This window comes from Arthrobacter sp. R4 (assembly GCF_051365025.1).
Lineage (GTDB): Bacteria > Actinomycetota > Actinomycetes > Actinomycetales > Micrococcaceae > Arthrobacter.
Map to the genome: position 1 here is coordinate 40020 of NZ_JBLWIJ010000029.1, position 21164 is coordinate 61183.

General features: G+C 63.9%; 21 protein-coding genes and 2 tRNA genes. 16 read left to right on the forward strand and 7 right to left on the reverse strand.

Annotation, left to right across the window (positions count from 1 at the left end; genetic code table 11):
- Positions 1-69: 69 nt before the first annotated feature.
- The 11 genes from ACLKOZ_RS17130 to ACLKOZ_RS17180 all read left to right on the forward strand — a co-directional run bounded on the left by ACLKOZ_RS17130 (position 70) and on the right by ACLKOZ_RS17180 (position 9473).
- On the forward strand, positions 70-693 hold the full coding sequence (locus ACLKOZ_RS17130; RefSeq protein ID WP_436476818.1) for a phage distal tail protein: 624 nt from the start codon (positions 70-72) through the stop codon (positions 691-693).
- A gap of 9 nt (positions 694-702) precedes the next feature.
- Positions 703-1752, forward strand: coding sequence for a hypothetical protein (locus ACLKOZ_RS17135; protein ID WP_436476820.1), 1050 nt, complete (start codon positions 703-705; stop codon positions 1750-1752).
- A 113-nt stretch (positions 1753-1865) separates the two neighbouring features.
- Complete coding sequence (locus tag ACLKOZ_RS17140; protein WP_436476822.1) at positions 1866-2291, forward strand: hypothetical protein; 426 nt, start codon at positions 1866-1868, stop codon at positions 2289-2291.
- Positions 2288-2617 carry a hypothetical protein gene (locus ACLKOZ_RS17145; protein ID WP_436476824.1) on the forward strand — a complete coding sequence of 110 codons (330 nt, stop codon included), beginning with the start codon at positions 2288-2290 and terminating at the stop codon, positions 2615-2617. Before ACLKOZ_RS17140 ends, ACLKOZ_RS17145 begins: the two co-directional genes overlap by 4 nt.
- A gap of 7 nt (positions 2618-2624) precedes the next feature.
- Positions 2625-3476, forward strand: coding sequence for a hypothetical protein (locus tag ACLKOZ_RS17150; RefSeq protein ID WP_436476826.1), 852 nt, complete (start codon positions 2625-2627; stop codon positions 3474-3476).
- Positions 3473-3610: a hypothetical protein gene (locus tag ACLKOZ_RS17155; protein WP_436476828.1), complete on the forward strand. Its 138-nt coding sequence runs from the start codon at positions 3473-3475 to the stop codon at positions 3608-3610. Before ACLKOZ_RS17150 ends, ACLKOZ_RS17155 begins: the two co-directional genes overlap by 4 nt.
- Positions 3611-3617: 7 nt before the next feature.
- Positions 3618-3818 (forward strand): phage holin, encoded by a 201-nt coding sequence (locus ACLKOZ_RS17160; protein ID WP_436476830.1) that lies wholly within the window; start codon positions 3618-3620, stop codon positions 3816-3818.
- Positions 3819-3933: 115 nt separating this feature from the next.
- Positions 3934-5046 carry a hypothetical protein gene (locus tag ACLKOZ_RS17165; protein WP_436476832.1) on the forward strand — a complete coding sequence of 371 codons (1113 nt, stop codon included), beginning with the start codon at positions 3934-3936 and terminating at the stop codon, positions 5044-5046.
- A 17-nt stretch (positions 5047-5063) separates the two neighbouring features.
- The gene (locus ACLKOZ_RS17170; RefSeq protein WP_436476834.1) at positions 5064-5954 is read left to right on the forward strand and encodes a tail fiber domain-containing protein; all 891 of its coding nucleotides are present in this window, start codon (positions 5064-5066) and stop codon (positions 5952-5954) included.
- 438 nt (positions 5955-6392) lie between these two features.
- Positions 6393-7568: a polysaccharide deacetylase family protein gene (locus tag ACLKOZ_RS17175; protein ID WP_436476933.1), complete on the forward strand. Its 1176-nt coding sequence runs from the start codon at positions 6393-6395 to the stop codon at positions 7566-7568.
- A 9-nt stretch (positions 7569-7577) separates the two neighbouring features.
- Positions 7578-9473, forward strand: a complete 1896-nt coding sequence (locus ACLKOZ_RS17180) for a glycosyl hydrolase family 28-related protein (RefSeq protein ID WP_436476836.1) — start codon at positions 7578-7580, stop codon at positions 9471-9473.
- On the opposite strand, the gene ACLKOZ_RS17185 is transcribed toward ACLKOZ_RS17180, so the two are convergent.
- Positions 9470-9703 carry a hypothetical protein gene (locus tag ACLKOZ_RS17185; RefSeq protein ID WP_436476838.1) on the reverse strand — a complete coding sequence of 78 codons (234 nt, stop codon included), beginning with the start codon at positions 9701-9703 and terminating at the stop codon, positions 9470-9472. The two genes, ACLKOZ_RS17180 and ACLKOZ_RS17185, sit on opposite strands and share 4 nt — an antisense overlap.
- Before the next feature lie 97 nt (positions 9704-9800).
- Between ACLKOZ_RS17185 and ACLKOZ_RS17190 the strand changes: the two genes are divergently transcribed.
- Positions 9801-10058: a hypothetical protein gene (locus ACLKOZ_RS17190; RefSeq protein ID WP_436476840.1), complete on the forward strand. Its 258-nt coding sequence runs from the start codon at positions 9801-9803 to the stop codon at positions 10056-10058.
- A gap of 167 nt (positions 10059-10225) precedes the next feature.
- Here the strand turns inward: ACLKOZ_RS17190 and ACLKOZ_RS17195 are convergent.
- From ACLKOZ_RS17195 to ACLKOZ_RS17210, 4 genes are all read right to left on the reverse strand, one after another.
- Positions 10226-10299: transfer RNA gene (locus ACLKOZ_RS17195), tRNA-Met, on the reverse strand.
- Between the two features lie 61 nt (positions 10300-10360).
- Positions 10361-10432: transfer RNA gene (locus ACLKOZ_RS17200), tRNA-Thr, on the reverse strand.
- A gap of 249 nt (positions 10433-10681) precedes the next feature.
- Positions 10682-12874: a DEAD/DEAH box helicase gene (locus tag ACLKOZ_RS17205; protein ID WP_337350808.1), complete on the reverse strand. Its 2193-nt coding sequence runs from the start codon at positions 12872-12874 to the stop codon at positions 10682-10684.
- A gap of 394 nt (positions 12875-13268) precedes the next feature.
- Entirely contained in the window at positions 13269-13922 is a 654-nt protein-coding gene (locus ACLKOZ_RS17210) for an MOSC domain-containing protein (protein WP_337350807.1), read from the reverse strand.
- Positions 13923-14093: 171 nt separating this feature from the next.
- Between ACLKOZ_RS17210 and ACLKOZ_RS17215 the strand changes: the two genes are divergently transcribed.
- The 4 genes from ACLKOZ_RS17215 to ACLKOZ_RS17230 are packed head-to-tail and all read left to right on the forward strand — an operon-like array spanning position 14094 to position 18767.
- Positions 14094-14765 carry a Tat pathway signal protein gene (locus ACLKOZ_RS17215; protein ID WP_436476842.1) on the forward strand — a complete coding sequence of 224 codons (672 nt, stop codon included), beginning with the start codon at positions 14094-14096 and terminating at the stop codon, positions 14763-14765.
- Positions 14766-14767: 2 nt separating this feature from the next.
- Positions 14768-15979: a glutathionylspermidine synthase family protein gene (locus ACLKOZ_RS17220; protein WP_376043326.1), complete on the forward strand. Its 1212-nt coding sequence runs from the start codon at positions 14768-14770 to the stop codon at positions 15977-15979.
- Positions 15980-16010: 31 nt separating this feature from the next.
- Positions 16011-17537, forward strand: coding sequence for an APC family permease (locus tag ACLKOZ_RS17225; RefSeq protein ID WP_436476844.1), 1527 nt, complete (start codon positions 16011-16013; stop codon positions 17535-17537).
- A gap of 9 nt (positions 17538-17546) precedes the next feature.
- Positions 17547-18767: an acyl-CoA dehydrogenase family protein gene (locus ACLKOZ_RS17230; protein WP_436476846.1), complete on the forward strand. Its 1221-nt coding sequence runs from the start codon at positions 17547-17549 to the stop codon at positions 18765-18767.
- 109 nt (positions 18768-18876) lie between these two features.
- Here ACLKOZ_RS17230 and ACLKOZ_RS17235 read toward each other — a convergent pair whose 3' ends face one another.
- Positions 18877-19665, reverse strand: a complete 789-nt coding sequence (locus ACLKOZ_RS17235) for an SDR family oxidoreductase (RefSeq protein WP_436476848.1) — start codon at positions 19663-19665, stop codon at positions 18877-18879.
- A gap of 9 nt (positions 19666-19674) precedes the next feature.
- Positions 19675-21108: a glycosyltransferase 87 family protein gene (locus tag ACLKOZ_RS17240; protein ID WP_436476850.1), complete on the reverse strand. Its 1434-nt coding sequence runs from the start codon at positions 21106-21108 to the stop codon at positions 19675-19677.
- Between the last annotated feature and the right edge of the window lie 56 nt (positions 21109-21164).

Here is a 21164-nt window from a genome sequence, read left to right on the forward strand (position 1 = left end):
TCATCCGAGGGGTTCTATCGCCCACGGGTTATGACCATTGAGGGCCTAATAATGGCGCCCGCCCCTGGGATGCTCGCGGATGCCGCAGACGCGCTGTCTTTGGCGGTCGAGTTGGGTCAGTTCCAGATGCTCGTATCTGAGCAGGGCCGGGTCCGTAACGCCATGGCCCAGCGTCAGGATGAAGTGATCGTCACCTATTTGACGGACACTAAAGCCCGCTTCTCCATCCAGGTAGCGGCGAAGGATCCCCGTAAGTTCGGTGACCTTGTCACCGTCTCTACCCGCCTGCCGTTCAGTGAGGGCGGCCTGACTTTCCCGGTAACGTTCCCGATCACGTTTACGGGAACGTCGGGCACTGGTGTTTTGCGGATCAATAACCCTGGCAACACGCAGGCTCCGGTGTGGTTGCGGATTGATGGGCCTATCCCGGCTGGTGGTTGGACTGTGACGCATGTGGGCAAGAAGCAGTCGCTCACGTTCGCTACTTCTTTGGCCTTGTCCGCGGGCGAGTTTGTGACGGTGGACATGGACCGGCGTGAGGTTCTGGCTCAGGGTCAGGCGCCACGTTCGGGCTATGTGACTTCCCGCGGCTGGTTCTCCCTCGACCCTGGCGACAACGATATTGCGTTTTCGTCCGCGAACTATTCCGCCACAGCAAACCTGACCGTGACCACCAAGCCTTCCTGGTCTTAGGAGACTGACATGACGATTACTTTTCTACAGGCTGATGGTGTTGAGCTCTCAGCTCAGCGTTTCCGGCAGGGTCAGGCTGCGACTCATGGTGGCGGTTCCGGCCGTCGTCTTGGTGGGCGTTCGGGGTTCCGCGTGGACACCCCATCGAACGTCCTGACGGCGACTTCTACAACATGGACTTTGGGCCCGTGTGCGGCGATGATCGACCCGGCCGCGTCCACGCATCAGGGCATGTATGGCTGGTCCTCTGACGCGAACGAGACGGGCTCTGTAACCGCCGCTGATGCGACGTACGCCCGCAAGGACATCGTCTACATCCAGGTCAACGACTCGTCCGCTGGTGACGGTTCTGGTGCACTCACGGCTGAGGTTGAGTATCTGGCCGGAACTGCCGCAGCTTCCCCAGTGGCGCCGGCACTCCCGGCCCGGTCCTTCCTCGTGGGCACGATCACCGTCCCGGTCTCGGGCGGCGGCTCGCCCACGGTGGTCCTGAACCCTGACAAGTATGTTGTGGCTGGCGGGCGGCTCCCTATCGAGTCTCAGGCCAAACGTGACGCACTCACCCCGTACCTTGGTCTGGAGATTCTCCGCACGGACCTTACGCAGGTTGGGTCATCCGGCACGGTTGAGCGGTATAACGGCACTGGCTGGGACCACTTCGGCCATTCGGAGTACACCACGATTTCCAATGGTGTCACAGCGGGCACTGTCAGCCTCGGCGCTTTCACTCAGGTCACCGGCAAGACCACGGACACCGGCTTTATTACGATCGTCGCGAACGGTGGTGTGCGGGCTGATAAGGCCGGGGTCTACACCATTGACGTGGTGCAGAAGATGAGCACCGGCGCTTCGGGCCGGGCGTTCGTGACCATTGAGGATAACGCTGGCGCGTCTTCCAATATCCCGTTCGGGCGGAACAACTTTTCCGGCGGCGAGGATGTCGCATCCATGTCCGTCACCCTTGCCATGACCGCCGGCCAAGTCGTCTACCCGAAGCTGTACCAGACGACAGGGACGGTCAACATCAGCGGCGTTGTCCGGGTCAAGAGGGTTCCGTAAGCGTGCGGCGACAGGGATTACGGCCCCGTCGCCGCACTACCCAAAACCAGCAAGGCCTAACTAGGAGGCATCGCCCGCATGGGTGGATTAACCATACGACCTAGGAGCAGCGCATGAAACCCACCCATCGGTTCCCCCGGATCAATGGACGCCGGGGCGCGTTCCAACTCCTCTTCGGCATCGTCTACGGATGCCTCGCACTCGCGATGTCCAGGAAGTGGCCCACATCCCTCGAATGGATGGGCGAATACATGTCCCATCACGTTCTCGTGGCGTGCTGGGCTATCCCCACCGTCGCCGCTTTCGTGGGCATGTTCCTTCCCCGCCCGAAGGATGCGCTGAGTTTCGCGCTCCTCACCACCGCCCCGATTCTCAACGGCTTCCTGTTCATCATTGGCGCTTTTGTCGCCCCGGAAGTCACGTCCCCTTACGGCCTGATTGTGTACTGGGCGCTCGGAGCCGCGGTCATGGTCGTTTCGGGGATGACGGGCGACAGGGATCGGGACGAACGGAAGGTTGAAGCATGGAAGGCTGGATGATTTTTGCCGCTGCACTGGCGACGGTGGCAGGGTCCTACGGTGCCGCAAGGTACGCGGGCCGCGCATCCGTCAGAGTCAAAGAACTAGACGTTGACGGGCAAGCCTACATCCGGGCTCAGGGTATCAACGAGGAAATCGTCACAGCCCTCCGTGACCAGATTAAAGACCTCAGTGACCGGCTCGGTTCGGTCGAGCGTGAAGTCAAGGAAGTCCGCGAGCATAACAACGCACTGACCCGCTACTGCTACCGCCTCATCGACATCCTCCGCAGCCTCGGCCAGGGCGACAAGATCCCCAGCCCGCCACCAACCGGCATCCACCTTTAGGAGCGTCATGATCAACGTGCAGGACAGATTGTCGGCGTGGATTCCGCATGTGCAGGGCCGGTACATCAATGAGGACGGCGCGTATGGTGCTCAGTGCTGGGATCTCGGGGCGCACTGGTCACGGTTCCTTGGCCTGCCTGTCATCAACACCGGCTATCCGGGCCGTTGGGTGGGCTGGGCTGGGAACATGGTCGACGCGTTCCCGCAGACGGCCGAGATCGCCGCAGCGTACACACTGCATGGCCCCAACGAGAAGGGCCAGCCGGGCGACATTGTCGTATGGGACGACTCCTACTGGTACTACCCGGCTACGCATGTCGCCGTGCTGATCGCGGACAAGGGCAACCAGCTTCAGTGCATGTCGCAGAACAGCACGCCATCCCGCCCGGACAACCCCTACCCCGGCCAATCATCCGGGCCCACGACCATCCAGTCACTTCCTAGGCAGGGCCTACTTGGGTTCATCCGTCCGCGCACAAGCATCAACCTCGCCTCGGCTGGGGCAACCGACATAGAGGAGTACGAAGTGATCACCGAAGCAGACGTCCAGAAAATCGCGGAACGAGTCCGGGACCTTCTCATGACCGACAACAAGGGCGGCAACACCCTTGGCGAACTGATCGCTGAAGAACGCGACCACCACTTACAGGTCATCGAAACCATCGGGAAAGCCACAACTAACCCGATGATCCACCCGGTACAGGCCGAGGGGATCGTGTCGTCCACCGTGGAGCGGGTAAGCGCCAAGCTCGACGGACGCACCATTGACGCCGGGCAGGCGGACGACATCGCGCAGGCCGCAGCCCGGTACAACCAGAAGCACGACGCGGACCTATACAAGGATGGCGAACCGGCGTGACCACCCCACGCCTGGCCCTTGTGTCGTTCACGGCGGGCGCTTCCCTCGCGCTGGCATGGATGACCGCCATTGCCGTCCGGGCCGCGTACACCATCACCCGCGGACACCGCTGGTACCAGATTCGACAACTCTAGGAGAACCGTGAACATCACTAATCCAAAGGTCCGCGCCTACATCTACGGCATCCTCGTGGCGGCTGGTGCTGTGGCACTCGTGTACGGCCTCGTGAACGCCGAACAACTCGGAGTGTGGCTAGCACTTGGCGGCGCAGTCCTTGGCCTGTCCAACGGCCTCGCGCTGGCGAACACGCCCAAGCAGGGCAGGAACGAAGCGGACGTGTAAAGAATCAGCCCAATTCTTCACACGTCACGGTGACATGCAAAGGAACTTGCCACAACCTATACATCTCCCGCGAGATTGTAAGGTTGCGGCCCCAAGCTATAGATAGGCGGCACTGATGCTCTCATGGGTCAGCGTAAATGCGAACACTGGGAGCATCATTGCCGACCTCCCCACGCTCCGGGCTGACGGCTCGTTGAAGGCGACCCTGATGCGTTACGAATCGCAGACGGTCAGCCTGCCGCCGTGGGCTGAGGGTGCGGATGATGCGCCGCCCGTGAACTGGGTCAACGCGACACGTGAGGGTGCCGTGTTCCTTGTGGCGTTGGGTGAGGCTGAGGAGTACGAACCACGAGGCGTCCCACTCTGGGGCGGCATGGTCATTCGTAGGCAGCGGATCCCTGGCGGCGGCGTGAAAATGTCGCTCGTCACGGCTGAGGGGTACATGGACCGCGTCTACGTAGGGGATGCCACTTTCAACACCGGCCAGAATCAGATCGTCAAGAGCCTTACCGAGACGTACGCCAAGACGGGCGCTAAGCGTGGCCTGCCGTTGCGCGTGGAGATCATCGGCGGCAATGGTGAGGTTCGGGACCGCACCTATGAGGACTCGGAGGACAAGACCCTCTACTCGGTGCTGCAGGACCTGTCAGGGATCATTGGCGGGCCTGAGTGGACTATCCGCTGGGAATGGGTGGACACCCAAAAGTTGGGCCTTGTGCTGACCGTCAGTGACCGCATCGGCAAACCACCACCCGCCGGCCTGAACCCTGCCGCACAGTTCTACCTTCCCGGCTCCGTGTCTGATGCCGAACTGGTGGAGGGTTACGGCGCGGACGAGGGCGCAAACGACATTATGGCCGTCTCTTCCGGTGTTGAGGATGCACGCCCGCAGTCGCCGCACCAGACTAACGCTACGGATCAGCGGCCCCGGTTTGAATACCGGTGGACCCCGTCAACGTCTATCAAGGAAGTTGACACGCTCACCGCCCACGCACAACGCGCACTCGCAGCCATGAAGGACGGCTCCCTCGCGCTCACGTTGACGGCGAACCGGGAGGAGGCGCCGAAGCTGGGCCGCGACTGGTTCATCGGGGACGATATCGGGTTCTACATCCAGGCACCAGAGTTCCCCGGCGGGCTCACTGGCACTGCCCGCTGCGTCGGGTGGGAACTCACAGACACCACCATCACCCCACTCATCGACGTAACCAACATTCAGGGGGCATAGTGGGCAGCCAGCCAGGAATGCCGGGCAGTCAGTTCCCCGGCGAAGATGCGCAGGGCCGCGAGATCAAAGACATCAAGCGGGCCATGCAGCAGTTCGCGGCGGCCAACGTCCTAGCAACGGCCGGGATCAGCGCGACCACAGGCGGGGTACTCGTCAACGGCTTTATGCAGTTCAAGCGCGAAGACGGAACCCTCGGCGTACAGGTGGACCCCGCTACGGGGACGTTCACCGTTTACGACGCGCCCGGAACAGCAGAGGTAGCCCGCTTCGGTGAGCTCCTCGAAACAGCCCCGGGCGAGTACGGCGTAGAGGTCGATGTCGGCGGAACATGGGTGCGGCTCGGCGCGCAGGCTGTCACCTGGGATCTCGTCTCGGGCCGTCCCGGTGTTAGTGGCGGCGCAACGATTGACGGCAGCTTCATCACCGGAACAGTCCCCGCAGCGTCGGACTCCGCACGGGCTGAGCAGGCAGACGGGCCCACCCCCGAAGCGTTCGACCGTGTCGTAGGCGGCGTACCGGGGACCTGGTATGAGGTCTACATGCACAGCAACGGCGACTTCGGCCGCGGCTCATCCAGCGCCCGGTACAAGAAGAACGTCCGCGACTTCACCATCACCCCCGAACAGCTCATGCAACTCCGGCCCGTCGTGTACGACCGGAAAGCCGTGAACCCGGAGAACGGTTCCATCGCGGACGACTACACCCCCGCCGTGTCCGTCGATGAGCTCGGCCTGATCGCTGAGGAAGTAGAGCAGGTAGCACCCCAACTGGTCGAGTACTACGACGATGTCGTCGACAACGTCAAATACCATCTGCTCGGCGTCGCGCTCCTGCCCGTCGTCAAGCAGCAGGCCGCGGACATCGCCGCACTGAAACAAGCTGTCCGTGATCTTGGAGGGAACATCTGATGCCACTCAACGACTGGGTAAACGGCGCAATGGGCGGCACGCCACTGGATGCCGACCGACTCAATAGCCGAGACGCACTACTGGAAGCGGCGCTCGTCCAACTCGCCCGCGACCCGTCTCAACTCTTCGGCGGCGCCGTGACAAACAACTCTGACGGGGCGCCCATATCCGCCGTTATCGAATGGCCAGACGGGGCGACGGGGACATACTCAGGGACAGCGTCAACGACATTCCCTGGAGCCATTGACGCCTACTCCATCACCCGAGTGGGCACGCCAACCAGAACCTTCACCCAGCCCGCAGTGACCCGAGACGGTGACGGCCTAGTTACCAACCGCCCGCCGATAGTCAGCACCTAAGGAGCGCACATTGAGCACCGGATTTCTTAGCGTCCCACCCACTATCGCCGGCCCCGCATATAACGGGGCGCAGCGGGCCATGCTTGTAGCGGCATTCAGGGCACGCCGCGGAGGCGTAATAGGCACGTCAGGGAAGCCTGTCGTGGCTCTCCGATTTGACCATGGGATGGTCAACTTCCAGGCGAAGGTACTGCCCCTCCTCCAGGAGTACAGCTTGCCGTGGTCGCTGGCAGTAAACCCCGCAAACATTGGGGACGCGACAAACGCGACCACCTTCTCAGCGATCCAGCAATGGTGCATCGACAATGGTGGCGAAGTCTGGAACCACGGCCGAACCCATAACGACGCGACCGGCAAGGCTCCCATCCGGAGTGAGATAGTCACCAGCTTGCAGGAGTTGCAGGCCGGTTTGCCCGCTCTCGCGATCGAAGGCTGGAACCCGCCCGGCCTTGAGTCTGGCGGGCTTGACGGGTATTCGCCAATGACAACCCTCGAACAGCACTACGGGACCTACGCGGGGCAACTGGTCCTCTCGAATCATGCCGCCGTCTCCGGGTATGCAGTAGGCCTTTACAGGACACTTCCGGGCGATCTGGACATAGGCGCAGTTCATGGGACTGTGGACGCGCAAACCCCCGCAACGATTAGTAGCTGGGTGAGTGGGGCGATCAGTGCGAAGTCCGGGCTGCAACTCCTGCTCCACCCCTCATATGTGGATACGCCCGGATTCATGACGACTGTCGAGTTGGAGGAAGTGTTCGCCAATATCGCAGCCCTGCGTGATGCGGGCTCGCTGGCCGTCCTCACCCCATCCGGCCTCCTCATAGCCAACCCGGGCTCGATGGAGCGAAACGACCAAGCCCGGAATGGGCAGTTCGCGAGTACCTTCAGTAGTTGGAGCAACACGACGGGCTGGTCGGTGGTCACTGAGGGTGGCTTGACCTACGCGACGACAACTACCGGAACACCCATCACGCAGACAATTTCATTCGGGCGCAAAGAGAAGATGCTTGGCGGCGCCCGCGAACTGGTTTACAAGGTCCGTGCCACAACCGGATCCGTCGTTCGTGTCGGCGCGACAGGGACGGGCGTGACTGCCACGAAGGACGTAACACTGTCTGCGTCCGCGAGTTGGTTGGAAGTCCGCCAGCCACTAGTGGTCCCGCTGACTTTCACGGGAAACCTCACCATTGCTGCGGGCCGTGTTTCCGGTGGCGGCGTAGACATCACTGACATCCGTCTCCGGACAATCTAAGGAGCCCCAATGGTTACCCGCAGCAACACATGGCAGGACGCCTACAGTACCGGGCGGGCCACCCTGGATCTTGGCGACGGAATCAAAGTACCGATACCAATCGTGGGCCTCGTTGGTAAGGGCGACCTTGTTCTCAACATCAAGGACCATGGGGCGACCGGCAACGGCAGTGCGGATGACACGTCTGCATTCCAAGCGGTGGCCAACATTGGCGGCATCATCTACGTGCCAGCCGGAACCTATGTCATCAACAGCGTGACGCTGACGAAGGATGCCACCTTCATCTGCCAGCCAGGTGTTACCTTCAAGCGCAAGAATGCAGTGGCAGTGGCAAGCGCCGGCTGGGCTGGTGCGGGCATGTTTGAGGTCGCCTCAGCTGGCCTGACTGTGCAGTTCAGTGACTTCGCCTACGACGGCAACAGCGCTAACCAGACCACCGTCGAGCCAGGCGGAGTGTTCCTCAAAGTTGCACCGCCCGCCGCCGTCACCTCCAGCCCGACGACCATTCACCTGAGCCGTGGCAAGTTTGCCAACGGCACGCTCGGCTACGTCCTGCTTCGCGGCGATGATGTGCAGCGGCGCTACGAGACTATCGCCCACATCAACGACTGCCACTTCACGGACACCGTTTACGGCAAGGGCGCGAGCGATCCCGGGACGCCGTCGGCACTCGGCTACGCTCCGACCTACGTCATGGTCATGGATTACGTGCGGCTTCGCACGCATAACTTCCGGGCCGAGTGGAACTCCACTACCGCGACCGGGCAGTATGCTGCGTGCGCGCTCAATGGAACCTACTGGGGTGGCGTCTACGCCAACTCTGGCGAGTCCTTCATCTACATGCATGGCACGACCTCCATCCGAGGCCTCGGCCGTGCGCTGAAGAAGTTCGACAACGACGCGCTGTTCACGAACAACGCCATCGGCGCCATCGATATGTATGGCAACGCTGACACCCTGTTCATCGAGAGCCTGAATGCCAAGGACTGTCAGTTCGTGCCCGTAAGGGCGAAGGGCAGCCTCAAGAGCTACACCATTCAGACCGCCAGCCTGACGAACAACTGGCGCGGCCTGCAGGTTGGCCCGTCCTCTACGGGCGCTTGTGAGACTGTCGTGAAGGTCGGCTCTGTCGTAATCAACGGCGGCTCCATGCCGCAGATCGAGTTCCTGGGCACGTCCACTACCGACAGGCTCAAGAGCGTCACCATCGACGCGGCGCATATTTCGGGGACGCAGACCAACCCTGAGGGGCTGGCCATAATGGGCACGATCCGGGCCAGGAATGTCATTCGGTTCTCCGGCCGCTCACTATCCGTGAGTGGCGCGCCTGTCCACGGTATCGAGACGCTCGACGTGCAGTTCGTCTACCTGAATGGCATCTCCGTTGATGGGCTCTCAACCTCAACGTCGGGGATCTATAACTCTGGCGGCGACCTATACCAGTTGGAGGGCTTCAACGTCACCGCCACCCTTGGCGCCGGCATCAACGTGACCACGAACCCGAAGAAAGTTGTCATCCGCGATGGGCGGGTTTCGTCCGCCACCGACTACGGGGTGTTCTGCAACACCACTACCTCTGAGTTGCTGGTGCAGAGCGTTGATGTCGATACAGTGTCTGGTCTCAACCGTGCTTTCTATGGCGCGGGCGGGAATGTCTCGTTCATTGGCAACAAGTCGAATGCGACGACCCATCTTCTTGTTGGCGCCGGCACTCGAAAGCGTGAGCGGGACAACTCGTGGAACGCCGCCGAAGCGACCGGCACGGCCGCGCCCACTTCCGGGACTTACAGTGTCGGGGACAAGGTCTACGCCACAGCGCCCATTGCTGGCGGCACTATCGGCTGGGTCTGCACTACTGCAGGCACTCCTGGCACATGGAAGACGTTCGGGGCGATCGCAGCTTAGTTGTTGCGAGCTGGGGCGGGTGCTTCCGCTGGCGGGCGGTATCCGCGCTGGTGCTCCAGTGGGATACCTAGCAGGGTTCGGACTTCCACCAACGCGGCCTCTAAGAGCCGCTCGGCTTCTATCAGGTCTTCGATCTCGTGGGCTTCCGTAAGAATCCTGTACGCGAGGGAGACGTTACTGGCGGCCTTCTTCTTGGACACTATCGGCGTCCAAGCCTGACTGTTTGCCATCACGCACTCCTCATGTATTAGCCCTACTGTTTGACCTGACCACTATAGCGCCCGTCCACTTTCGGTGGGCGGGCGCTTTCGTGGTTAACATGGCCGGGTGGATGATCTGGAGTCGATGCGTAGGGCTGGCGCGGTAACTGCGGCACTGGGACGCGCACCCGGTGGCAAGGTGACACTGCTCGACCCGCGCCCGCTAGTCAAGGTCCGGGTCCTCTACGGCCGCGCCATCGCCTACACGCCGACGCACGTCCTGCACGAGTGGGTCCGCTACGGCGAGTATCACTGCAAGTGGGACCAAACGTGGCAGGTGCATAGGGTGGCGGCTGAGGAGTGGCGTGGGGAAGCGCTGGACTAGGCGTGCCGGTCAGTCGGCGTCTCTGAAAGTCTCTGGAATCCTATGGCTACATTTAGCCCATTGGCTACAGTGATGGCTATAGTTGAGCCACTTTGAGCTACTCCCCAACTACACCCAGACAAGCGAAAACCCGCTAGATCTAGGCGATCTAGCGGGTTTCCAATCTGTAGCGGTGGGGAGGCTCGATCTCCCGACCTCACGATTATGAGTCGTGCGCTCTAACCAACTGAGCTACACCGCCACGAATGAGAAAAACCTGCGCCAAGCCGGTCAAAACCGCCTTGACACAGGCCCTCATCCAGAGCCCCCCACCGGAATCGATCCGGTGACCTCGTTCTTACCAAGAACGCGCTCTACCACTGAGCTAGGGGGGCAACGAGTAAATACTCTACCGGAAGATTTCGCCACCAACAAATCGGCGGCCAGACGCCACCGGATGCACGAAAAAGCGCGTAAATCCGGGCCTGAAAGGCTCGCCAGGGAGCCGATGTCATGCCGCCGGAGCCTGCCGGCGAAACCGGTGTGACGAAGCGAACAGGCGGCGTCCACCGTCGTGCGTTAAATGCCGATGGGCCGGCTCGAAGGCCGGCCCATCGTCAGTAAAGTGTCAGACTAGCTGACGCTTACCACTTGCCCTTGCGGTTGAAGTCGCGCTGTCCGCCTTCATTGCCGTGGCGGGGCTTGCGTGAGCCGTCGCCGTGGCCGCCGAAGCGGGAGTCGCTGGCCTGGCCGCGGGTGGAGCCGGTGTCGGCACCAACGGAACGCTCGCTGTAGGAACGGCCACCACGGTCAGCGGAGGACCGCTCGCCGTCGCTCTTGCGGAATTCCTTCTTGAACCCGCCGTTGCCCTTGAAGTTGCCTCCACGGTCGCCGCCACCGGAGTAACCGCCGCGGTCGCCGCCACGGTTGCCCTGATAGCCGCCACGCTCGCCCCCGCCGGACGGCTTGCGGCCGTTGTCCAGCTCGAGGTGGATCAGCTCGCCGCCGATCCGGGTGCGGGACAGGGCGCGAAGCTGCTCGGGGCTGAGGTCGGCCGGGAGCTCCACGAGGGAGTGGTCAGAGCGGATGTCAATGCCGCCGATCTGGGCCGAGGAGATGCCGCCCTCGTTGGCAATGGCGCCCACGATGGAGCCCGGCATGACGCGCTGGCGGCGTCCGACGGCGATCCGGTAGGTGGCGTTGCCCTCGGTGAGCGTGCGGGTCGGGCCACGGGAGCCGAAGCCGTCCTTGGCGCGTTCGCGCTTCTGGAACTCGGGAGCTGCAGGCAGTTCCTTGACCAGCAGCGGCTGCCCGCCCTGTGCCATGACGGCCAGTGCAGCAGCGATCTCCGACGCCGGAACGTTGTGCTCTTCCTCGTAGGAGGAGATGAGGTCGCGGAACGGGGCCACGTCCTCGGACGCGAGGGTCTCGGTGATGCGCTCGGCGAACTTGCCAAGGCGAAGGGTGTTCACGGTCTCCGCGGTGGGCAAGTGCATCTGCTCCACCGGCTGGCGCGTGGCCTTCTCGATGGAACGCAGCAGGTACTTCTCACGCGGCGTCATGAACAGGATGGCATCGCCGGAACGGCCTGCACGGCCGGTGCGGCCGATGCGGTGGACGTAGGACTCGGTGTCGTGCGGGATGTCGTAGTTGACCACGTGGCTGATGCGCTCCACGTCAAGGCCACGGGCTGCGACGTCCGTGGCCACGAGGATATCGATGCGGCCTTCCTTCAGGGCGTCGACGGTGCGTTCGCGCTGCTGCTGCGGGATGTCGCCGTTGATGGCGGCAGCCTGGAAGCCGCGGGACTTCAGCTTGTCAGCCAGGTCCTCGGTAGCCATCTTGGTGCGCACGAAGGCGATGACGCCGTCGAACTCTTCAACCTCAAGGATGCGGGTCAGGGCGTCCAGCTTGTGCGGGCCCATGACCTGCAGGTACCGCTGGCGGGTGTTGGCGCCGGTGGTGGTCTTGGACTTCACCGAGATCTCGGCCGGGTTGTTCAGGTACTGCTTGGACATCCGGCGGATCTGGCTCGGCATGGTGGCGGAGAACAGTGCAACCTGGCGGTCCGAAGGGGTCTGCTGGAAGATCTGCTCCACGTCTTCGGCGAAGCCCATGCGCAGCATTTCGTCGGCCTCGTCCAGCACCAGGTACTGGAGTTCGGACAGGTCCAGGGAACCCTTGGAGATGTGGTCGATCACGCGGCCGGGAGTACCGACAACCACCTGGGCACCGCGGCGCAGGCCGGCGAGCTGGGGGCCGTAGGCGGAGCCGCCGTAGACGGGGAGGACGGTGAAGTCGTCGATGTGCTTGGCGTACGAGGTGAAGGCCTCGGCAACCTGGAGCGCCAGCTCGCGGGTGGGGGCCAGGACCAGGGCCTGGGTCTTGCGGGAGGGGCCATTGAGGTCGTGGAGTTCGGCCAGGCGGGACAGTGCCGGTACTGCGAATGCTGCAGTCTTACCGGTGCCCGTCTGGGCCAGGCCCACGACGTCGCGGCCTTCAAGCAGCAGCGGGATGGTGGCTGCCTGAATGGGGGAAGGCTTTTCGTAGCCGACATCCTGCAGGGCGGCCAGGACGCGGCCGTCGATGCCGAGATCGGCGAACTTGATGCCCTCTTCTTCCTCGTCCTCAGCTTTGGCGGGCGCGGCGGGCGCTTCCTCGACCTGGGCTGCGGCGGGTGCCTCGACAGTCGCTTCGGCGGCGGGCGCCTCTGCGGCAGGCTCAGCGGCGGTTTCGACGGCGGGCTCGGCTGCGGGAACAGCGGGCTCGGTGAATTCGATGGTGGCGGTTTCGGCGGTCACGGCTTCTGCAGTGACGTCGTTCTGATTTTCGGGCATAGGGAAATTTCCTCATCCATAGGGGGCCAGGCGGCACTACCCGAGGTGAGCGGAGCCGCAGTACATGTGCCGTGGATGCCGGGCAATCGTTGACCGGCCGGTCACGTAGAAGTCCGGCGCTTTCGCAATCCCGTGGCAGGACTTCCCGCTGCATCTCTTGGCTGCTATCCCAGCAGTCTGTACAGCGTTTTCTTTAGCCGGCTCTCCCTATGAAAATGCCCGCTTCACATTCGCGGGCCCCAACACTTGCCAGTCCTGCCTCAAAAATTGGGCAGGAATAAGGGATTTCCGGAGTGGGGGATGTTTCAAGTGTAAGGCACAGATCCGCCCAGGACTAAATTAACGCCCGACGGCGGCGGTGAGCTTGCGCACATTGCCGCCGGTTTGGGCTGGGCTACCGGCCCAGCCGCCGCAGCAGCAGCTCGAATTTGTCGTGGTATTCGGGCTGGAGGCGGATCTCGCCGTCGGCGTCTGCATCCCGCAGGGCCTCCATAACCTCAAGGTCCGGATCGCTGAACCAACGACCGATAGTGACGCCATGCTTCGGGACGTACAGACGGTGGATGTGGTCACCGGCCCGAATGGTGCCGGTCCGGATGACCCGCAAGTACGTGCCCACGCGGCCGGCGTCGGTGAAGCGCTTCACCCATTGCGGCTCCCCCATCCTGCGCTGGAACGCAGCGCAGGGGACCCTGGGCGAGGTGACTTCCAGCTCGACGTCCAGCCCAATTTTCCAACGTTCCCCAATGATTGCCCCGGTGGTTTCGATGCCGGAAACCCGGAGGTTCTCTCCGAACACCCCCGGCGGAAGGTCCCTCTGGAGCTCGTTCGCCCAGTAGTCGGCGTCCGACTGGGAGTAGGCGTAGACGGCCTGGTCTTCGCCGCCGTGGTGGATCCGGCTTGCCTGAACGTCACCGTGAATGCCCAGCTTGTGGACCTTGACAGGACCTTCCACCGGCCGCTTGTCTATGGCCGTGACTCCCACGCTGCCTTCATCGGGAAGGAGCTGGTGGACACGGCAGACTGCGAGCACTGATGCGGTTTCCATGGCTCCAGTGTAGGGTTCCTGGCACGCTGGCGCGGTTGGAACCGGCGATGGGCAGTTCTGTCCCGTTTCCTGCTCGCAGCCGGAGCGGGCAGAGACTACGCTGAATTCAGGTTTGAGATTCCGGCGCACAGGTGCGCCCACATTCAACATGGACTACCGAGGGGGGACGCCGTGGACCCGAATAAGGATCCGGAGCACGATCCACAGCAGGACCTGCCCGGCAACGGTTCGCAGGGCGGCACTGACAGGGGCGGTACTGACAAGGGCAGCACTGACACGGGCGGCACCAACGCGGGCGGCAGCCACGCAGTCGGCGGTTCAACGCCGGCAGGCGCGCCAAAACCCCCGCCATGGCAGGTCCCCAAGCCCGAACTGCGTCCTGATCTCCTGAATGAGCCCACCGCGATGGTAGATCCCTTCGCCAGGGACCGCGAGCGCCAGGAGCACGAGGCCGCGGCGCGCAAAAAGCGTTCCCAGCGGCGCACCGTGGTGGTGGGCCTGGGGGTCACTGCCCTCCTCGCCGGGACCATCACCGCCGTCGTAGCCAGCAACCAGGACGAACCGGAGTACGCGCAGGTCTGTTTCAACGACGAAACCGGCGAGCGCGTGGAGGACACCCAGTGCAACAGCTCTGCCGGACGCGGTGGCGGGCTCTATGCGTGGTACTTCTACTCCCGCGGCGCGAGCGTACCGGGTGTAGGGCAGAACCGTTCCTCGTACCCGAGCTACACCAGCACCATCCCCAGCGGTGCGAAAGCGTCCACGGGGTACAGCACCAAGGGTGGCACCGTCAGCAGGGGCGGCTTCGGCAGCAGCTCCAAGGGCGGAAGCACGGGGGGCTAGGCGTGAAGCGGTTGTTATCGGAGCCCAGGCCCGACTGGAAGCGGAAGATCGAAGAGCAGGGCCTGGTCTTCTCCACCACCACCATGCCCGATGGCCGGAAAATCGAATATTGGCATGAAGCCGCCTACTACGAATTCACCATGGACGAGGTGGAGGCCCTGGAGGTCACGGCCGAGGACATGCACAAGATGTGCCTGGAGGCTGCAAAGTTCCTGGCGACGGGCGCTATGGGCAACATCGGCATCGGTCCGCAGGCCTTGGAGCTCGCGGCTGAGTCGCTGCAGGCCGGGGACATGGACGTCTACGGCCGCTTCGACTTCATCTACGACGGCCAGGGCGGACCGGCCAAGATGCTGGAGTACAACGCCGACACCCCCACGGGCCTGATCGAGGCTGCCGTGGCGCAGTGGTTCTGGCTGCAGGATGTGTTCCCCGAGAAGGACCAGTGGAACGGGATTCACGAGGCACTGATCCGGCAGTGGAAGAAACTGCAGTACCGCACCGGGATGAGCACGCTCCACATCGCGCATTCAGAGGCCGAGGAATCCGGCGAGGACTGGATGACGGCCGCCTACATGCGGGACGTGGCCAGCCAGGCAGGCTGGACCACCATCGGAATCAACATGTCCGACATCGGCTGGGATCCCAACCTGAACCGTTTTGTGGACCTGGACAACTTCATGATCAGCACCATGTTCAAGCTCTACCCGTGGGAATTGATGATGAAGGAGCCGTTTGGGCACCGCCTGCTGCAGCGTGCGCACAACCCGCGCTGGGTTGAGCCGGCATGGAAGATGCTGCTCTCCAACAAGGCGCTGCTCGCCGCGCTCTGGCATCTGTACCCGGACCACCCCAACCTCCTGCCCGCCTACCTCAACGAGCCGGGGCCGTTGAAGGAATGGGTGGCCAAGCCGCTTCACGGACGCGAAGGCGACAACATCAGGATCCATGCCCAGGGCATCAACCTGGAGCAGCCGGGCGGATATGGCCGCGAGGGCTGGTGCTACCAGCAGTTCCATCCACTGCCGGACTTCGACGGCAACCACCCCGTCCTGGGCCTCTGGGTGGTGGACGGCGAGTCCGTAGGGTGCGGGATCCGGGAATCGGATGGCCCCATCACCGATTACTTCTGCCGTTTTGTACCCAACACCATTGATGCCCCGGCTCCGCTTTCCGCGGCAGCCCAATCCAACAAGGCAGGTATCGCCCTATGAGCCCCCTGGCATTTCAGAGCCCGGTGACACCATGAGTACAGAAATAACGACGGCGGGCGGCGGCTCCGGCGGACCGTCCGGCGGTGCCGTTCCCGCCAAAGGCCTTCGGGCGGGCATTCTGGACCTTGGCGACTCGGTCATGCTTGGCCTCGCCTCCACGGCACCGGTGTATTCGCTGGCCGCAACGCTGGGCCTGATCGTGGCCGTCAACGGAAACTACACCCCACTGATCCTGCTCCTTGGCTTCATCCCCGTCCTGTTCATCGCCTATGCCTTCCGCGAATTGAACAGCGCCATGCCGGACTGCGGCACCACGTTCACCTGGTCCCGCCGGGCCTTTGGTCCTTGGGCGGGGTGGCTGGGTGGCTGGGGCGTTGCGCTGGCGGGCGTCGTGGTCCTGGCTAACCTGGCCCAGGTGGCCGGCCAGTACGTGTGGCTGCTCATCGGGGACGGCTCGCTGGCGGAAAACGATCTCGTGGTCACGGCTTCGGGCGTGCTGTTCATTCTTTTCATGACCCTTGTGAACTACCGGGGCATCCGGCTGGGCGAGCACGTCCAGCGTGTCCTGACCTACGTGCAATATGTCTCGCTGGGCATCTTTGCGCTGGCGATCATCATCAGGATCGCGGGCGGCGCCCCCGAAGGCCAGGCGTTCGACATCGAGTGGTTCAATCCGGCCGGGGCTTTCGACGATCCTGGCGCGGTGGTGCATGGCGCCCTCCTCGCCTTGTTCATCTACTGGGGCTGGGACACCTGCCTCGCCGTGAATGAGGAAACCGAAAACCCGTCCACCACGCCCGGACGCGGCGCCGTCATTTCGGCCTTTGTCCTGGTGGCCATCTATGTCTCGATGGCGCTGCTGGTGATGATGTACGCCACGGTGGGCACCGAGGGCATCGGGCTCGGCAACGAAGCGAACCAGGACGACGTCTTCCTCGCCATGAAAGACGTGGTCCTTGGTCCCTGGGGCTGGCTGATTGTGGTGGCCGTCCTGGCTTCCGTGCTGTCCTCCACCCAGACCACCATCCTGCCAACGGCCCGCGGCACCCTGTCCATGGGCGTGCATGGTGCACTGCCGCCGAAGTTTGGCGAAGTCCACCCGCGCAACCAGACCCCGGGGTTCTCCACTCAGGTGATGGGCGCCGCGGCCGTGGTGTACTACGTGGCCATGAGCTTCCTCAGCGAGAACCTGCTCTCCGATTCCATCAGTTCCATCAGCCTGTTCATCGCGTTCTACTATGCGCTCACCGGCTACGCGTGCTTCTGGTACTTCCGCGGAACGCTCCGCGGATCCGCCCGCAACCTCTGGTTCCGGGGCATCCTTCCCCTCATTGGGGCATTGATGCTCACGGCCGCCTTCTTCGTTTCCGCCGTCCAGATGTGGGACCCGGCTTACGGCGACACCGAGATCCTGGGTGTGGGAGGGGCTTTCGTCAGCGGCGTTGTGCTCCTCGCCCTCGGCGTTGTGCTGGCCGTCGTCTGCCGGTTCCTGCCGTCAACGCGCGGATACTTCATGGGCAAGCCCGCCCCCGCAGCCACCACTTCGAATCCGGCCTAGGGACCTGCGATGACCGAAGCCCCAGGTGTCCCCGACGAATTCCCAGAAGTTCCCGCCCCAACCGATCCCTCGGACGTCCTCGCTCTTGACTCGCTCCTGAGCGCGGAGGAACTGCAGGTCCGCCAGAAAATCCGCGACTTCACCGACCAGCGGATTAAACCCGACATCGCCCGCTGGTATGACAGCGCCGTTTTTCCGCTGGAGCTCGCTCCCGAACTCGGCGAGCTGGGCGTCCTGGGCATGCATCTGGAGGGCTATGGCTGCCCTGGACGGTCCGCCGTCGAATACGGCCTGGCCGCGATGGAGTTGGAGGCCGGTGACTCCGGGATCCGCACGTTTGTGTCGGTCCAGGGGTCCCTGGCGATGACGGCCATCCACAGGTGGGGTTCCGAGGACCAGAAACAGGAATGGCTCCCCCGGATGGCTGCCGGGGAGATAATCGGCTGCTTCGCCTTGACCGAACCCACCGCCGGCTCGGACCCTTCCTCGATGACCACGTTTGCCCGGCGCGACGGTTCCGGGGACGGCGCGGGCTGGGTGCTGGACGGCGCGAAGCGGTGGATTGGCCTGGCGTCGGTGGCCGGAGTGATGGTGGTGTGGGCCATGACGGACGACGGCGTCCACGGTTTCCTGGTGCCGACGGGAACGCCGGGGGTCAGCGCCATCCCGATCACGCAGAAGCTGTCCATGCGCGCCTCCATCCAGTGCGATGTGGTGTTCGACGACGTCAGGCTGGGTCCGGAGGCACTGCTCCCCGCTGCCCGGGGCCTGCGCGGACCGTTCAGCTGCCTGAACGAGGCCCGGTACGGCATCGCCTGGGGCGCCATGGGCGCCGCCCGTGATTCCTATCAGGCTGCCTTGGCGTATTCGCAGGAGCGGCTCCAGTTCGGCAAGCCGCTGGCCGCGTACCAGCTAACGCAGGAGAAGCTGGTGAACATGCTGGTGGAGATCCAGAAGGGCACCCTGTTGGCCCTGCATCTTGGCCGGCTGAAGGACTCCGGGACCCTGAAACCGGAGCAGATTTCGCTGGGCAAGCTGAACAACGTCCGGGAAGCTCTGGCGATCGCCCGCCAGGCCCGGTCCATCCTGGGTGGCAACGGCATCACGCTGGACTATTCGCCGCTGCGCCATGCCGCCAATCTGGAGTCGGTCCGCACGTACGAGGGCACCGACGAGGTCCACACGCTCATCGTGGGCCAGCACATCACCGGCTTCGGCGCGTTCCGTTAAGCCCCTCCCCGGCCCAACTAAGTAGCAGCAGATGCTGTTTTGAGCCCTCAAAACGACATCTGCTGCTACCTAGTTGGGAAGGGCCGGGCACCAAACCGCGGCAGGGCACCTACGCGGAGAAGCCGCCATCGGACTTGATCAACTGGCCCGAGACCCAGCGGCCTGCCGGGGACAGCAGGAAGGCCACGGTGCCTGCGACGTCGGCCGGAGTGCCGAGGCGTCCGCCGGGCTGCTGGCGCGTCCCCATTTCCCTGATCTCGTCATTCATCCACCCGGTATCAATGGGCCCGGGATTCAGGACGTTCGCCGAAATGCCCAGCGGCCCGAGCTCCCGGGCCGCGGCGATCACGATCCGGTCCAGGGCGCCCTTCGAAGCGCCATAGGGCAGGTTGAAGGCGGTGTGGTCGCTGGTCAGCGCCACAATCGCGCCGCCGTCTTCTGTAACCTGCCGGGCGAACGCGGCGATGAGCTGCCAATTGGCCCGGGTATTCACCGCGAAGTGGCGCTCGAATGCCTCCAGCGTGGTGTCCAGGATGCCGGAATCGACGGACTCGGCATGGCTCAGGACCATGGCCTGCAGCGGTCCGGCGAGCTGGTTGGCTTCGGCCATGAGCCGGTCCGGGGCGGCGGAATCCTGCAGGTCGGCCGGCACTGTGTGGACGCGGGCGCCGATGGCTTCCAGCTCGGCGGTGAGGCGCACGACGTCGTCGGGCTGGCTTCCCCACGGCATCCGGGCATCGTAGTCGTGCCAGTAGCTCAGGACCAGGTCCCAGCCATCGGCTGCCAGTTGCCGGGCGATGCCGGCGCCGATGCTGGCAAGCCTGCCTGCCCCGGTGACCAGTGCTGCTTTCCGGGGAGTGGATTCACGGGGCATGGACTCAAAGGGAGTGGATTCCATCTGGCCAGCCTAGTAGCGGACGGCTGCCGGGGGCGCCGCGGGCGCTGCGGGGGCAGGTTCGGCCACAGGCTCAGCGAGCGCTTCCAGCAAAGCCACGGCCGGAACTTCAGCCAGCGGCTCGGCAGGGGCCAGGGCGCCGCGGCGGAGGACCGCCAGCCAGCACAGCAGGACCGCTCCGGCACAGAACACTCCGGCGCTGGAGGCCATGATCCACGGCCCCGGTGTCTGGATGTCAAGGTTCTCGGCGCCGAACGCCATCCCGATGGATTTCGGCGAGAAGAAGAACACCAGGATCGAGAGCAGCAACACCGATGTCATGCCCGCGCGCAGGCGACGGTAGCGCTCCGGGGTTTCCCGCCGCGTCCAGGCAAAGGCGGGGAGGACGGCAGCGACCCAAACCCAGTGGTGGGACCAGGAGACGGGACTGATCAGGAGCATGGCCAAAGCGGTGGCGGACATGGCCACTACGCGGGCGCCCTGATCGGACGCGAGTTTGATGACTGCGGCGGCCAAAGCCACCACCAGCAGGCTCAGGACCATCCAGGGAACCGTGACCGCGGACGCCGGGACATCGAAGTGCAGCAGCGCCCCCTTGATGGAGAGGTTGTCCACGTAGCCGGCCCCGCCGATCCGGGACGTGTCCGGCAGGATCTCCAGCCAGAACTGCAGGGTCTCGGCGGGGCGGAGGATCCAGCCAAGGAGCACGGTGGCCGCGAAGCCGGCGCCCATGTTGGCCAGGCCGCGCCAGTCCTTGCGCACCAGGTAGTAGAGCCCGAACACCAGGGGCGTCAGCTTGATGCCGGCTGCCACTCCTACCAGGAACCCGCTGCCCGGCATGCTCCGGTTCCAGCGGTGGTTCCGGGACAGCAGGTCCGCGGCCATAAGGCCCATCAGCAAGATGTTGACTTGGCCGAATGCCAGCGTCTCCCGCCAGGGGCCGAGGGTCAGCATCGCCAGGAGGACGGCTGCAGCGATCCAGCGGCTGCGTGGGGTTTCGAAGGTCCGGCGCCAGTCCGCCTTGGCGTTCCAATAACGCACGGCGAGCAGCGACAGCCACGCGGCCACAGCCACACCGGCAGTGTTGAAGAGTTGGAGGGCGACAGGCTCAGGGAGCCGCGCAAGGAGGCTGAAGACGAGTGCCGCGAACGGTGGGTAAGTGAAGGGCAGCCCGGGGCCGCCGGCCCATTCAACATTCGGACCGTACAGGTCTGAGGCAGCCCAGCCGGCGTCGTTCAGGATCTTGCCACCATGCCAGTACACGCTGAAATCGAGGCCTTGTTCGTTCCACCCGGCCAGCAGGAACCAGGCCAGCACCGCGATGACGACGGCGGGCAGCCACAGGGTGGCTGCCCGCCACAACGCCGGTCCCCCACGTCGCGGGCCGGGGGCCTCTGACGGTCTTGCCGTGTTGACTGCCGATAAATGAAGGTCGCGCTGTGCCATCCGTTGTCCCCCAAGGTCGCTCTAGCTGCGGGCGGCCGCGTTCCACCGTCAATTGC